Genomic DNA, 14,163 nt, shown 5'->3' with positions numbered 1-14,163 from the left:
CAAAGTCGCAATGCGCGCGACTTGCGTTGGCGGCGCTTCGCAACCATTGGCGGGCAGCGCGGTTGGTTGCGAGGGACGGACGCTTGGATCATTTCGACATCATCGACGGGGAATTGCACAGCGAACAAGTGTCGCTGGAGGCCATCGCCGAGGAGGTCGGGACCCCGGTATACGTCTATTCTGCGGCGACGCTGTCCCGCCATGCCAGGGTGATGAAGGAGGCGCTTGCCAGCCTCGATGATCCGCTGGTCGCCTATGCGGTCAAGGCCAATCCCAACCCGGCGGTGCTTGCGATCCTTGCCCGCGAAGGGCTGGGCGCGGATATCGTCTCGATCGGCGAATATCGCGCCGCCCGGGCCGCTGGAATGGCGCCGGGGGACATCCTTTTTTCCGGCGTCGGCAAGACCGCGTCGGAAATGGCCGAGGCGCTCGAGGGCGGGCTGCTGCAGTTCAACCTGGAATCGGTCCAGGAGGCGGTCACCCTGTCCGCGGTTGCCCGCGACCTCGGCAAGACCGCGCCGGTCGCGCTGCGCATCAACCCCGACGTGGAGGCCGGGACCCACGCCAAGATCACCACCGGAACCGCCGACAACAAGTTCGGCTTGCCGATCGGCGACGCGATGGACGCTTTCGCCATGTTGCGCGGCCTGCCCAACATCGACGTGACCGGGGTGACGGTCCATATCGGCAGCCAGCTGACCAGCCTGGAGCCGCTGGAAACCGCGTTTCGTGCCCTGGGCGGGTTGATCGATGAGCTTCGCCGCCAGGACTTTGCCCTGCGCCTCGCCGATCTTGGTGGCGGACTCGGCGTTCCCTACGGGCCCGGCCAGCCCGAACCGCCAACCCCAGCCGACTATGGCGCGATGGTCGGGAGGGTCACCGCGAACTGGGGGCTGCGGCTGGCGTTCGAACCCGGCCGGCTGATCAGCGGCAATGCCGGCGTGCTGCTGACTCGGGTGGTGCGGATTAAGCCGGGCGAGCATCACCCTTGGCTGATCGTCGACGCGGCGATGAACGATCTGATGCGCCCCGCGCTTTACGACGCTTATCACCATATCGAAGTGGTCCGGCCGGGCGGTGGGCGAATGACCGTCAACGTCGTCGGCCCGGTTTGCGAAAGCGGCGATACCTTCGCCATGGCGCGCGAGATGGACTTTGCTGGGGAGGGGGAGTTGGTCGTTTTCCGTACCGCCGGCGCTTATGGGGCGGCCATGTCGAGCGGCTATAACAGCCGGCCGATCACGCCCGAGGTGCTGGTCGACGGCGATCGCTGGGCGCTCGTTCGCCAGCGGCTCGACCTCGCCTCGGCCGCGGCGTTGCCGCTGCCCGAATGGCTACACGGCAGGCATTAAATCAGCCCCATCGCCTTCAGGTTCGACCGCCCCGGCTGCCGAAAAGCTTGTGGCAGAGCCGGGCACGGTGTCCCGAACCGCCAGCGGTGTCGGCCAAAAATACCCGCTGTTATGGCATTGACGTAGCGGAACGGAGGCTAGGCAACGCGCTTTGGCCATGCAACGCGGTAATCTTTGCGGCGACGGAACGGTCGGCTGTCCGAGAGGTTTGAGCGGGGATGGTTTCGAGGAAAGACGACGGTCCACTCGGGGAGGTCGCGGAGGCGCTGAACGAAGGCAGGCTGATCGAGCCGGTCGTCGTCAAGACGCGTGGCCGCTGGCATCGCGTATGGCGGATCACGCGGCTCGGCCTCTTCGCCGTCCTGATCATCGCCGCGATCGCGCTTGCCGCGCTGTGGATCTGGCGCAAGCCGATCGCCAACGACATTATCGGCGACGAGCTGGCCAAGCGCGGCGTAACCGCCACCTATTCGCTCGACCGGGTCGGTTTTCGCACCCAGCAGGTCAGCGACCTCGTCATCGGCGACCCGGCCAACCCCGACCTGACTGTGGAGCGGGCGATCATCCAGCTTCGGGTCAAGCTCAACGGCAGCGTCGTTCCCTACCGGGTCGTCGCGCGCGGGGTGCGGCTCAACGGCCGGGTGGTGGGCGACAAAGTTAGCTTCGGACAGATCGACCGGCTGCTTCCGCCCCCATCGGGCAAGCCCTTCACCCTTCCCGATCTTTCCGTCGACCTGCGCGACGCGACAGTCGCGCTGGCGACGCCCTACGGCCGGCTCGGCTTCGCGGTCGAAGGGCGCGGCAACCTGTCGGGCGGGTTTAAGGGGCGGCTTGCCGCCTCGGCGCCTCGCCTGACGCCCGGTGCCTGCACGCTCGACGAATTCAAGGCGCTGGTCGCGATCGGGGTCACGGCCCGCCGACCGCGTGTTGAAGGACCGATCAGCGCCGCGGGGCTGAGCTGCCCGGCCAGCCGAATCCGGCTCACCCAGGCGCGGATGGACATCAACTCGAGCTTTTCGGAAGCGTTTGGCAGCTTCGACGGGCAGGGACGGATCAGCGTCCAGACGCTGATCGCCGGGACCAATGGCCTTGCCGGGGTCATCGGCAAGCTGACTTTCGAGGGGAAGCCGACCGATGCCATGGGCCGGATCGACATCGCCTCGCAGCGCGCCCGGCTGGCGGAGATTTTGGCCGGGAGGACCCGTTTCGAGGGACGCTACCGGCTGAATACGGCGCGGGGGGCACTGACCGTGCTCGGCGATTATGACAGCGGGTCGGTCGCGCTGGCCCCGTCGCTCACCTCCAGCCTGACCGGACCCTTGTCATCGGCTGCCGGGACCCCGCTCGGCCCGATCGGCGAGGCGATCGCCCGGGCCGTCCGCCGCGCGGCGAGCGACTTTGATGTCAACGGATCACTGCGGCTGGTCAACCGGCCGGGCGGCGGTGCGGTGCGGATCGAGCGCGCGCATGTCGTTACCGACGGCGGCGCCAAGATCGATGTCGGCGGCGGTGACGGCATCACCTATTATTGGCCGACCGGCCGGATCCGGATCGACGGCAATATCGAGACGAGTGGCGGGGGGCTGCCGACAGCCCAGGTTACGCTGCGCCAGCCGCGCGGCGGCGCGGGCCTGAGCGGTGTCGCCAACATCGCGCCGTATTCGGCGGGCGGCGCGCGGATGATGCTGTCGACCGTGCGCTTCGCCGCTCGGCCCGGCGGCTGGACAGAGCTCGGCGCCGTCGCCCTCCTCAACGGACCGATCCCCGGCGGCCGGGTGACGGGGCTGCGCATCCCCATCAACGGGAGAATCGGCGCCGGCGGCGCGCTGCGCTTCGGGGACCGGTGCATCGACGCGCGCTTCGCCAGCCTTTCGACCGGTTCGCTTCGCCTCGGCGCGACCCGTATTCCGCTCTGTCCCGACGGCGGGCCGATCGTCCGCAAGACCGCCGGTGGTGCACTGGTGCTTGGGGCGACCAGTCGCAACCTCGCGCTTCGCGGCCGGCTCGGGTCGGCACCTTTCGCGCTCGACAGCAGCCTCGTTCGACTCAGCCTCAGTCGGTTCGACGCAACCAACGTCCGCGCTCGGCTCGGCTCGGCCAGTTCGCCGGTGCTGATCAATGCCGGGCGGCTGTCGGGCGGGCTGTCAGGACCTGTCCGGGGCACCTTCGCGGGCGCAGATGCCGTGATCGGCAAGGTTCCGCTCATACTCAGCGAGGCGGACGGCAATTGGCGGCTAGACGGCGGTGATGTCGTGGTCGACGGCTCGCTGACCCTCTCGGATATGGCCGCTCCGCCCAAATTCTATCCGCTGCGCAGTAATGACGTCACTTTCAGGCTGGCCAATGGAAAGATCCGCGCCGGAGGCACGCTTCGCCACCCTTCCAGCGGCACGCGGGTCACCGACGTCACCATTGTCCATGACCTCGACAGCGGCGTCGGCAGCGCGCTGCTCGATGTCCCGGAAATCCGCTTCGGGGCGAACCTCCAGCCGGAAGAATTGACCCGCCTTACCGAAGGGGTCATCGCGCTCGTCAACGGACGGGTGAACGGGCAGGGCCGGATCAACTGGAACGGCAGCGGCGACGTGACCTCAACAGGCGAATTCAACATCGTCGATACCGATCTCGCGGCCGCCTTCGGCCCGGTCCGCGGGCTCAGCACGACCATCCGCTTCACCGACCTTCTGGGACTGCAGACGGCGCCGGGACAGTTGATGAACGTCGCCGAGGTCAACCCCGGCATCCTCGTCGAAAATGGCGTGATCCGTTATCAGCTGCTGCCCGACAATCTGGTCAAGATCGAGCGCGGTGAATGGCCCTTCATGGGGGGGCGCCTGGTCCTCCAGGAAACCATCCTCAACTTCGGCCGGCCGAGCGCCAAGCGACTGACCTTCGAGGTAGTCGGGCTCGATGCCCGGACCTTCGTCGACTCGATGGGCTTTTCCGAATTGCAGGCCAGCGGCACCTTCGACGGCGTCCTGCCGATGATCTTCGACGACGAAGGCGGCCGGATTGTCGGCGGGCGGCTCGACAGTCGGCCGGGCGGCGGCACGCTGGCCTATAATGGGGTGGTCAACCGCGCCAACCTCGGCACCATCGGCGGCTTGGCTTTCGACGCGCTTCGTGACCTCAGGTTCAACTCGATGATCATCCGCCTCGACGGCTATCTCGACGGCGAGTTCGCGACTCGGCTGGACATCGACGGCGTGGGCCTCGGCAACACCAGCACGCAGCGGTTCCTCCGGTCGGTGAATCGTATCCCGTTCAATTTCAACGTGACCATTACCGGGCCGTTTCGCGCGCTGATCGCTACCGCCAAAAGCTTCCGCGACCCCACCCAGGTGATTGAGCCGGCGCTGCCCCGTCCGCTCGACGAGGTGCCCGGCATCACCTTCGAGACAAGGCGGCGCGAAGAAGGCCAGGAACAGACCCAGACCCCGGTCGAACAGGACGTCCGGCCGACAAGCGACACCCAGCCATGAGGAGACTTCCCATGACCCCGACCCGTATCGTCCATGCCCTGTGCGGCGCCGCGCTCGCGCTGCCGCTGGCGGGCTGCATCACCGTCGACACGCCCGACAAGCCGATTGAGATCAACCTCAACGTCACTATCCGGCAGGAAGTGCTGGTGCGGCTTCAGCGCGATGTCGAACAGCTAATCGAACAGAATCCCGACGCCTTCCCGGGAAGTGCGCCGCCGAGGCAGCGCTGATGCGGCTGCCGATCATGCTCCTGGCGGCGATCGCGCTGGCGCCCACCGCAGCCCCGGCTCAGGACTATGCGGCCATCGCCTCGGCGCGCGCCGCAGGGCAGGTCGGCGAACGCCATGATGGCTATCTCGGCCTGGCCGGTCCGGTATCGGAAACGGTCCGACGGCAGGTTGCGGCGGTCAACATCAAGCGGCGCTCGCTCTACGCCGGTCTTGCTGCGCGAAAGGGCGTTTCCGCCGAAGAAGTGGGTATCACCGCCGCCTGCACGCTGCTGGGGCGTGTCGCGGTCGGGGAGGCCTATTTGGCGGGTCGAGCCTGGCAGCGGCGCCTTTCCGGCCAGCCCGCTCCGGTCCCCACTTATTGCTGGGCGGGTCCGAACGGATCGCGGTAATGGCCGCTGAGCGCGGCGACGAGGTGGGGAACGACCCTCGGTTCCACCTCATAATTCCCTTCCGCCCGGGGTCCGGCGAGACAGGGGAAACCCGTCAGCACCAGCCTTTCGAGTCGCTTTTGCTGTTGCCTCGGTAGGAAGGATGGCGATCTGCGACAAAGCTGGGCAGTCATCGAACATGCAGGGATCGCCGACAATTCCGAAGGCTAGGCGAAATGAAAGTTTATGAGCTCGTTCTCGAGGTCTCGGGTGAAGGACGCCGGCGCGCTCGGCGGCAACGTGTCGGGTCCGGCAAGCGCAGCCGCCCTGGGCTCAGTCGGCACCGGCCTTGAGAGGGAGCAGGCGGCCAGCGCCGCCGCGCAGCAGAGCGTCACGGCTTTCACCATACCGACGATGCCATGCCCGCGCGATGCGGCCAAGCGTGACCCGGCGCGGTTGACTAATGTCATGCCGCTTCATAAAGGGGCCGCGCCTTGGCGGGCTTGTCGACCGCCATGTTCCTAAGCCCTCCAGGACCTTATTCCGAAGAGGGTGGCGCTTAGCTGCGGGAGACGGGACATGATGGAAGATGAACCCGGGCAGGCCCCGAAGTCTCCACAGGACGCACGGCTCGATTCGCTCGAAGAGCGGCTCGGGCGCGCGCAGGCCAAGGAGGCGGAGCGGACCGGACAGGCGCCCAAGGCCGATGCCAATGAGCAGCTCGGCAACCGGGTGCTGTCCTATCTGCTCGGCGGGCTGATGGGCGGTGCGCTGATCGGCTGGGTGCTCGACAAGGCATTCGGCACTGGGCATCTGCTCCTCGTCGTCGGCCTGGTGCTCGGCACCGTCGGCGGCTTTTGGAGCATCATCAAGTTGGCGAACCGGCGTCCATAGGACGGCCGGGCGTTTGGTCTAGAAGGCGAGAAGAAACGTGGCGTCAGAATCGGGCAAGATCGATCCGATGCACCAGTTCCTGGTCCAGCCCATGTTCGGGCAGGACTGGCAGGTCGCGGGCTATAATATTGCCTTCACCAATTCCGCCATGTGGATGGCGGTGACCTTCCTTGCGCTTTGGGCCTTCATGATGCTCGGCATGAAGCGGGAGCTCGTGCCTGGCCGCTGGCAGATGGCGGTTGAAGGCTTCACCGGCTTCATCACCGACATGATGGACACTAATATCGGTCCGGCCGGCCGCAAGTTCACGCCTTATGTCTTCTCGCTGTTCATGTTCATCCTGTTCGCCAACGTGCTCGGCATGCTGCCGACGGCGCTGTTCGGCGTGCATGCCTTCACCGTTACCAGCCACCTGACGATCACCGGCGTGCTGGCGATCGTCAGCTTCGCGATCGTGCTGATTGTCGGCTTCGCCAAGCATGGGCTGCACTTCTTCTCCCTGTTCGTCCCCCACGGGACTCCGCCGGTCATGGTGCCGCTGATTTTCGTTGTGGAGCTGATGAGCTTCCTAGTCCGTCCTTTCAGCCTCGCGCTGCGGCTGTTCGTGGCGATGACCGCGGGCCACATCCTGCTCAAGGTGCTTGCCGGCTTCGTCATCAATGGCGCCAACGCAGGCGTCGGGACCGCCCTCATCGTCTCGCTTCCAAGCTTCGCGCTGATGCTCGGCATCACGCTGCTCGAACTGCTGGTCGCGGCGATTCAGGCCTATGTTTTCGCCTTGCTCACGTCGCTGTATCTCAACGACGCGATCAATCTTCACTGATCTAACAACGTTTTTCCAAGGGAGTACTCAATATGGACGCGACTGCTGCGAAGCTTCTGGGTGCCGGTCTCGCCGCGATCGGCGTTGGCATGGCCGCGATCGGCGTGGGCAACGTTTTCGGCTCGTTCCTCGAAAGCGCGCTGCGTAACCCGGCCGCCGCCGACGGCCAGCAGGGCCGCCTGTTCATCGGCTTCGCCGCTGCCGAACTTCTCGGCCTGCTGGCGTTCGTCGTTGCGATGATTCTGCTGTTCGTCGCCTAACTTAACCTACTAGCCCAAGGGGTCGGCCATGCCGCAGATCGCCCAGATCGGCGAAATCTACGCATCGCAGCTGTTCTGGCTGCTGGTCTTCTTCGGCGCTATCCTCGTCGTCATCGGCTACGGGATGCTTCCGAAGATCCAGTCGACGGTGGACGCGCGCGATGCGAAGATCGCGGCCGACCTCAAGGCTGCCGAAGGGGCGCGGGCTACGGCCGACGCCCTTGAGGACGAATATCGCGCGGCGATGGACAAGAGCCGCGCTGAAGCGGCCAAGCTCGCCGCCGAGGCCAAGGCCAGTGCCGCCAAGGCAACCGAGAAGTCGGTGGCCAAGGCGGACAAGGCGCTTGCCGCCAAGATCGACAAGGCAACCGCAAAGGTGGCCGAGGCCCGCGCCGCCGCGCTGGCCGAGATCGAAACGATTGCCGCCGAAGCGGCCCAGTCAGTCGCCAGTCGCGTTGCCGGGATCGAAATTGAGGCCGACGCCGCCCGCGCCGCGGTCAAGAAGGAATTGGCCCATGGCTGAGCCCACCACTCACAGCGAAGTGCCAGGCGGCGTAGAACATGTCGAGCCGGCGATTCTGGGCATTTTCAATGCCTCGGTGATCGTCGCGCTGGCGATGGCCCTGGTGATCGGCCTGATGATCGCCAAGAAGGTCCCGGCCGCGATCGGCAAGAGCCTCGACAAGAAGATCGCGGCAATCCGCGAACAGCTCGCGGAGGCTGAAGCCCTGCGCAAGGACGCCGAGGCGCTCCGGTCCGAATATGAAGCCAAGGCCAAGGCCGCGGGCAAGGAAGCCAAGGCGATGCTGAAGCGCGCCGAGGGCGAAGCCGAGGCGATCATCGCCAAGGCCGCGCAGGACGCCGAAGCCCTGGTCGAGCGACGCAAGGCGATGGCCGAAGCCAAGATTGCCGCCGAGGAACGCGCGGCGATCGACGCGCTTCGCGCCACCGCCGCCAATGCAGCGACGGCCGCAGCTGCCAAGCTGATCGCCGAGTGCGGCGACGCCAAGGCGGACAAGGCGCTCATCGACAGCGCCATTGCCGGCCTTAACGCCTGATTCCCAACTGATGCCGTGCTAGCGAAGCAATCCCGCGAAAGCGGGATCGTTTCGTCTTTGGCTGCGCGCCGCGCTTATTGCTGGTGATCGCCGCCGGGCGCGCTGACCCCATCAAGCGCGAAATGGGCGATTTCGCCGCCGGTCTCGCGCGACAGGTCGCCAAGGCTGACCATCCCGACCAGCTTCTGGTCCGAATCGACCACCGGAAGGCGGCGCACCTGCTCGTCGCTCATCCGCTTGGCGACCGATGCCAGGTCGTCGTCCTCATGGGCGCAGATGATTCCATCGCTCATCAGGTCGCTGATCGGCGTATCGGGGCCCCGGCCTTCGGCCACTCCGCGCACCGCGATGTCGCGGTCGGTGACCATGCCGATGACCTTGTCGCCCTCGCACACCGGGATCGAGCCGGTGTCGGCCCGAAGCATGAACTGGGCGGCTTCACGCGCGGTCTGGTCGGCCGTCACCTTTTCGATTTCGGTCGTCATCACTTCGCTGATTTTCATCGGATGCCCTCCTTTTTGGTTCGCGGGTTCAACGAACCGCGGTGTGGGGGCGTTCCGACGATCAGGGAACGTTTTCCGTCAGAAGGTCGTAGGTTGCGACCAGTTCGTCGTCCTGGTTGAAGATTTCGACCGCCCAGCGGACGACGCCGGTTTCGTTGCTTTTCAACGACATGGCGCGAACCGACAGTTCGACCCGCATACTGTCTCCCGGGTAGAGCGGGGTGAGGAAGCGGAGGTCTTCAAGCCCGGTATTGGCCAGCACGGGGCCGGGGTCCGGATCGACGAACAGGCCCGCCGCAAAGCTCAGGATGAGGTAGCCGTGGGCGACCCGGCCCTCGAAGATCGGCGAGGCCTTGGCCGCCTCCTCGTCCATGTGCGCGTAGAAGGTGTCGCCGGTGAAATTGGCGAAATGTTCGATATCCTCCAGCGTCACGGTCCGCGAGCCGGTCTTCAGCGTGTCGCCGATGCGCAGTTCCGACATGCGGCGGCGGAAGGGATGCTGGGCGATCTCATGCTTGGGCCCGCCGGGAATATATTGTTCGCTGATCGCGGCGATCATTGCCGGTGACGACTGGATCGCGGTGCGCTGCATATAATGTTTCACGCCGCGAACGCCGCCCATTTCCTCGCTGCCCCCGGCGCGGCCCGGCCCGCCGTGGACGAGCACCGGCAGCGGTGAGCCATGGCCGGTGCTTTCCGCCGCATTGTCGCGATTGAGGACCAACATCCGCCCGTGGAAGGCCGCGGCGCCATGGATGAATTCGCGCGCGGCATCGGGCGAATGGGTGAACAGCGACAGTGCCAGGCTGCCCATCCCGCGATTGGCCAGCGCGATGGCGTCGGCCATGCCCGAATAGGGCATGACCGTAGAAACCGGTCCGAACGCCTCGATATCATGGACCGCCTCGGCGTCCCACGGATTGTCGGCGCGCAGCAAAATCGGCTCCATGAACGCGCCGCCCGCGACCCCGGGGCTGGCGTCGGGATTGCCGGCGACCACCCGCGCGCCGGCGGCGGTCAGTTTGGCGATCTGGGCCCGGACGTCGTCGCGCTGGCTGCACGACACCAGCGCGCCCATCCGGCTGGCCTTGTCGCGCGGGTCGCCGACCCGCACCGACGCCAGCCGGTCGCGGATCGCCGCTTCGACCGCGTCGAGATGTTGTACGGGGGCCATCGCCCGGCGGATGGCAGTACATTTCTGCCCCGCCTTGACGGTCATCTCGTTGACCACTTCCTTGACGAACAGATCGAATTCCGGAGTGCCCGGTGCCGCGTCGGGGCCGAGGAGCGAGGCGTTGAGGCTGTCCTGCTCGGCGACGAACTTGACGCTTTCGCGCTGCACCACCGGGTGGGAACGAAGTTTTAGCGCGGTCGATGCCGAACCCGTGAAGCTGACCACATCCTGCCCCGTCAAATGGTCGAACAGATCGCCGACCCCGCCGACGATCAGCTGCACCGCGCCGGGCGGCAGAAGGCAGCTTTCTATCATCACCCGAAAGGCGGCTTCGCACAGATAGGCGGTCGAGCTAGCCGGCTTGACGATCGCCGGCATCCCGGCAAGCAAGGTCGGCGCAAGCTTTTCCAGCATTCCCCAGACGGGGAAGTTGAAGGCGTTGATATGGACCGCCGCGCCCTGCAGCGGGGTGTAGATATGCTGGCCGATGAAGCTTCCAGACTTGCTCAGCGGCTCGACCGGCCCGTCGAGCAGAACATGGGCGTCGGGCAATTCGCGGCGGCCCTTGGAGGAGAAGCTGAACAGCGTTCCGGCGCCGCCTTCGATGTCGATCCAGCCATCCTTGCGCGTCGCGCCGGTCTGGTAGTTGAGCTCGTAAAGTTCTTCCTTGCGGGCCATAATCGCCAGCCCCAGGCCCTTGATGATCCGCGCCCGCTCATGGAATGTCAGCGTGCGCAGCGCCGGCCCGCCGATTTCGCGCGCGTAGCGCAGCATCGCGCCGAATTCGATCCCGCCTGAACCGGTGGTCGCCACCGGGCTGCCGTCGATCGCCGAGTTGATCGGGCTAAGCGAGCCGGGGTCCCCGGGAAGCCATTGGTCACGGGCGTAATTCAGCAGCTGCGGGGTTTTCATCGGCTATTCTCCTGCCCTTGCCGCTAGCCCGTTCGCCGCCACGCCCGCAACCCCGGCCAATCGATCCATTACGGAGATTGGGTTAAGCGTCCGGCGACCGGACCCGCCCATTCTCCGCCTCGGCCTCAAGACGAGGAGAAGGTGGCGTTGCGTAACAGGGAGCCTCGGCGAAAAGTGCTGGTACCAGCGCGAATGCGGGTCGGCGCCTCGTGGAGCGATGCCAGCATCCTCAACATTTCGTCGCGCGGGATGCTACTGCGATCGGCGGCCGCGCCGCCGCAAGGTACCTACCTTGAGATCCGCCGTGGTCCGCACATTGTCGTTGCCAGGGTTGTCTGGTCCAATACGGACCGTTTCGGGATCCGTACCCAGGACCCGGTATGCCCCGACCGGCTGATGAGCCAGGCCGCGGCGGCCGATGGCCCGCCGGTGCTCGACCGGCGGGCAAGGCCGCGGGCCGATGATCGCGCGGGCGCCAGCCGCCGTTGGGGGCAGGCGTTGGAATTTATCGTCGTCGCGAGCGCGGGCCTGGCAGCGGCCCTCCTGAGTTTTGGCACGGTCGGCGAGGTGCTTGCGCGACCGCTGGCGGCGGTTGGAACGGCGCTGAACTAGCGCCCCTCAAATCGGGCGGCGCGCTTTTCAAGGAAGGCCGCGACGCCTTCGCGATAGTCGTGGGTAAAGCCAAGCCGGCGCATTTCGTCCCGCTGCAGGTCGAGTTCCGCGTCGAGCGGGCGCGACCAGCTGGTGCGGACGATTTGCTTGATCGCTGCCAGGCCGAGCGGCGGAAGGGCCGAAAGCTTGCTTGCCAGCGCATCGACTTCGCTATCGAGCCCGTCGTCGTCGACCGCTTTCCAGATCATTCCCCACTCGGCGGCGCGCTCGGCGGGAAGTGGCTCCCCGGTCAGTGCCAGGCCTAGCGCTCGGGCTTGGCCGACGAGGCGCGGAAGGTGCCAGCTTCCGCCGCTGTCGGGGATCAGGCCGAGCGCGGAAAAGCTCTGGATGAACTTTGCCGAGCGGGCGGCAATGACGATGTCGCAGGCCAGCGCGATATTGGCCCCAGCGCCGGCGGCGACGCCGTTGACCCGGGCGATGACCGGCTGAGGAATTTCGGCCAGGGTGCGGATCAGCGGATTCCAGCTTTCCTCGACCGTCTCGCCAAGATCGACCGCTTCGCCGGGCGCAGCGGCCCGGTCGTTAAGGTCCTGCCCGGCGCAAAATCCGCGGCCGGCGCCGGTCAGCACCACCACTCGCGCATCGCCGAGGTCGGCGAGCGCGTCGCGCAGTTCGGCATGCATCGCGCGAGTGAAGCTGTTGAGCCGGTCCGGCCGGTTCAAGGTGATGCGGAGGACATGGTCGGTCCGCTCGCTGGTGATGCACTGGTATGTCATGCCGCTCTCCTATCGGGTCGCTGTTAGCAAGAGGCGGGGGCCAAGCAAGCGCGGACCGGCTGGTTAACGCCTTTTTCACCTCGTCTGCCTAGGGCTTCGGGCTGGACCATGATGCCTTCACCGCGCCTTGCCACCCTGTTGACCGCCGCAGCGCTGTTCGCCGCGCCGCCGACTGGCGCCGATGCCGCAGTGATCAATGCCCAGGTCACCGCCAATGTGGTGAAGCCGCTCCAGTTTACGGCCAGGCGGGACCTCGACTTCGGGACGATACTGCTGTCTGCGGGGATGACCGGTCCGGCGACCGTCACGCTCAGCCAGGGCGGAGTGCGCAGCTGTCCGGCAAGCGTGACCTGCACCGGGGCGGCGCTGCCGGCGATCTTCAACGTCCAGGGCACGAACAAGCAGGTCGTGCGAATTTCCGCCATGGCCTCGGACCTCGTCAATGCCGCGGATGGCAGGACGCTGCGTTTCACCCCGTCCGCGCCAACCAGCATCACCCTCACCAATTCGGGTGCTCCCGGCTTGGACTTCAACGTCGGAGGGTCGATTTCCGTGCCGGCCAACGCCACCGACGGGCTCTATAGCGGCACAGTCGAGATTACCGTCGACAATCAATAGCGGCCGAGTTTGAAGCGCGGCCCCGAAATCGCTACATCGGACTCATGTACACCACCGAGATGAGCAAGAACGTCAAGCCGATCGAGACGGTCGAGGATTCCGACCTGGTCGCGGCGTTCGAGGCGCGGGTCGCCGCGGACGAATTTATCGAGCCCAAGGACTGGATGCCGGACGCCTATCGCAAGACGCTGGTGCGGCAGATTTCGCAGCATGCCCATAGCGAGATCGTCGGCATGCTTCCGGAAGGCAATTGGATCACCCGGGCGCCCTCGCTTCGCCGCAAGGCGATCCTCCTGGCCAAGGTGCAGGACGAAGGCGGCCATGGCCTTTATCTATATTGCGCGGCCGAGACCCTGGGCACCAGCCGCGAACAGATGGTCGAGGCGCTCCATTCGGGCAAAGCCAAGTACAGCACGATATTCAACTATCCGACGCTGACCTGGGCCGACATTGGCGCGATCGGCTGGCTGGTCGACGGCGCGGCGATCATGAACCAGGTGCCGCTGCAGCGCACCAGCTATGGTCCTTATGCCCGGGCCATGGTCCGGGTTTGCAAGGAAGAAAGCTTCCATCAGCGTCAGGGCTATGAAATCATGATCGCGCTGGCCAACGGCACCGCCGACCAAAAGCGGATGGCGCAGGATGCGCTCAACCGCTGGTGGTGGCCGTCACTGATGATGTTCGGCCCGCCCGATGACAATTCGCCTAACACCGAACGGTCCATGCGCTGGCGGATCAAGCGCGAGACCAATGACGAGCTTCGTCAGAAGTTCGTCGATATTTCGGTGCCGCAGGCGGAATTCCTCGGCCTTACCGTGCCCGATGCCGACCTCAAGTGGAACGAGGCCAAGGGCGGATATGATTTCGGCGAAATCGACTGGGAAGAATTCTACGCGGTCGTCCGCGGCGAAGGGCCGGTCGCCAAGGAACGCATGAAGGCGCGTCGCGATGCCTGGGATGATGGTGCCTGGGTCCGCGACGCCGCCGCCGCTTATGAAGCCAAGCGCCGCGAGCGCGCAGCAGCTTGAAATCGCGCTTCGTCACTGCAAGGAGCGCAGCGACGAAACAATCCATCGACCGCAGCGAGGCAACAATCGCTAC

16 protein-coding genes are annotated in these 14,163 nt (G+C 66.0%); 12 read left to right on the top strand and 4 right to left on the bottom strand.

Annotation, left to right across the window (positions count from 1 at the left end):
* Positions 1-83: 83 nt before the first annotated feature.
* The 4 genes from lysA (at position 84) to FMM02_RS02490 (ending at position 5,453) form a co-directional block, all read left to right on the top strand.
* On the top strand, positions 84-1,352 hold the full coding sequence (gene lysA / locus FMM02_RS02505) for a diaminopimelate decarboxylase (RefSeq protein ID WP_147493390.1): 1,269 nt from the start codon (positions 84-86) through the stop codon (positions 1,350-1,352).
* Positions 1,353-1,570: 218 nt separating this feature from the next.
* Positions 1,571-4,834, top strand: a complete 3,264-nt coding sequence (locus FMM02_RS02500) for an intermembrane phospholipid transport protein YdbH family protein (protein ID WP_147493389.1) — start codon at positions 1,571-1,573, stop codon at positions 4,832-4,834.
* Positions 4,835-4,845: 11 nt separating this feature from the next.
* Entirely contained in the window at positions 4,846-5,064 is a 219-nt protein-coding gene (locus FMM02_RS02495) for a YnbE family lipoprotein (RefSeq protein WP_222703820.1), read from the top strand.
* On the top strand, positions 5,064-5,453 hold the full coding sequence (locus FMM02_RS02490) for a DUF1318 domain-containing protein (RefSeq protein WP_147493387.1): 390 nt from the start codon (positions 5,064-5,066) through the stop codon (positions 5,451-5,453). Before FMM02_RS02495 ends, FMM02_RS02490 begins: the two co-directional genes overlap by 1 nt.
* A gap of 312 nt (positions 5,454-5,765) precedes the next feature.
* On the opposite strand, the gene FMM02_RS11155 is transcribed toward FMM02_RS02490, so the two are convergent.
* Entirely contained in the window at positions 5,766-5,912 is a 147-nt protein-coding gene (locus FMM02_RS11155) for a hypothetical protein (protein WP_187107818.1), read from the bottom strand.
* A gap of 99 nt (positions 5,913-6,011) precedes the next feature.
* Between FMM02_RS11155 and FMM02_RS02485 the strand changes: the two genes are divergently transcribed.
* The 5 genes from FMM02_RS02485 to FMM02_RS02465 are packed head-to-tail and all read left to right on the top strand — an operon-like array spanning position 6,012 to position 8,467.
* Entirely contained in the window at positions 6,012-6,326 is a 315-nt protein-coding gene (locus FMM02_RS02485; protein WP_147493386.1) for an AtpZ/AtpI family protein, read from the top strand.
* Between the two features lie 37 nt (positions 6,327-6,363).
* Complete coding sequence (locus FMM02_RS02480) at positions 6,364-7,149, top strand: F0F1 ATP synthase subunit A (protein ID WP_147493385.1); 786 nt, start codon at positions 6,364-6,366, stop codon at positions 7,147-7,149.
* A 32-nt stretch (positions 7,150-7,181) separates the two neighbouring features.
* Positions 7,182-7,409, top strand: a complete 228-nt coding sequence (locus FMM02_RS02475; RefSeq protein WP_037502558.1) for a F0F1 ATP synthase subunit C — start codon at positions 7,182-7,184, stop codon at positions 7,407-7,409.
* Positions 7,410-7,437: 28 nt separating this feature from the next.
* Positions 7,438-7,932 (top strand): F0F1 ATP synthase subunit B, encoded by a 495-nt coding sequence (locus tag FMM02_RS02470; RefSeq protein WP_147493384.1) that lies wholly within the window; start codon positions 7,438-7,440, stop codon positions 7,930-7,932.
* Positions 7,925-8,467, top strand: coding sequence for a F0F1 ATP synthase subunit B family protein (locus tag FMM02_RS02465; RefSeq protein ID WP_147493383.1), 543 nt, complete (start codon positions 7,925-7,927; stop codon positions 8,465-8,467). Before FMM02_RS02470 ends, FMM02_RS02465 begins: the two co-directional genes overlap by 8 nt.
* A 74-nt stretch (positions 8,468-8,541) precedes the next feature.
* Here the strand turns inward: FMM02_RS02465 and FMM02_RS02460 are convergent, their stop codons facing one another.
* Positions 8,542-8,970 (bottom strand): CBS domain-containing protein, encoded by a 429-nt coding sequence (locus FMM02_RS02460; RefSeq protein WP_147493382.1) that lies wholly within the window; start codon positions 8,968-8,970, stop codon positions 8,542-8,544.
* A 61-nt stretch (positions 8,971-9,031) separates the two neighbouring features.
* Positions 9,032-11,056, bottom strand: coding sequence for a phenylacetic acid degradation bifunctional protein PaaZ (gene paaZ / locus FMM02_RS02455; RefSeq protein ID WP_147493381.1), 2,025 nt, complete (start codon positions 11,054-11,056; stop codon positions 9,032-9,034).
* A 141-nt stretch (positions 11,057-11,197) separates the two neighbouring features.
* Between paaZ and FMM02_RS02450 the strand changes: the two genes are divergently transcribed.
* On the top strand, positions 11,198-11,668 hold the full coding sequence (locus FMM02_RS02450; RefSeq protein WP_281288877.1) for a PilZ domain-containing protein: 471 nt from the start codon (positions 11,198-11,200) through the stop codon (positions 11,666-11,668).
* Here FMM02_RS02450 and paaG read toward each other — a convergent pair.
* Positions 11,665-12,444: a 2-(1,2-epoxy-1,2-dihydrophenyl)acetyl-CoA isomerase PaaG gene (gene paaG / locus FMM02_RS02445; RefSeq protein WP_147493379.1), complete on the bottom strand. Its 780-nt coding sequence runs from the start codon at positions 12,442-12,444 to the stop codon at positions 11,665-11,667. The genes FMM02_RS02450 and paaG overlap by 4 nt on opposite strands.
* A 108-nt stretch (positions 12,445-12,552) precedes the next feature.
* Here paaG and FMM02_RS02440 point away from each other — a divergent pair, with 108 nt between their 5' ends.
* Both FMM02_RS02440 and paaA read left to right on the top strand, forming a co-directional pair.
* On the top strand, positions 12,553-13,062 hold the full coding sequence (locus FMM02_RS02440; RefSeq protein WP_147493378.1) for a DUF4402 domain-containing protein: 510 nt from the start codon (positions 12,553-12,555) through the stop codon (positions 13,060-13,062).
* Positions 13,063-13,106: 44 nt separating this feature from the next.
* Entirely contained in the window at positions 13,107-14,090 is a 984-nt protein-coding gene (gene paaA / locus FMM02_RS02435) for a 1,2-phenylacetyl-CoA epoxidase subunit PaaA (RefSeq protein WP_147493377.1), read from the top strand.
* The last annotated feature ends 73 nt before the right edge of the window (positions 14,091-14,163 follow it).

Origin of the sequence: Sphingomonas xanthus (genome assembly GCF_007998985.1) — a bacterium.
In the GTDB taxonomy this organism is placed as follows: Bacteria; Pseudomonadota; Alphaproteobacteria; order Sphingomonadales; family Sphingomonadaceae; genus Sphingomicrobium; species Sphingomicrobium xanthum.
Note: the sequence above shows the minus strand (reverse complement) of the source record. Positions and strands in the feature narration are given on the sequence as shown.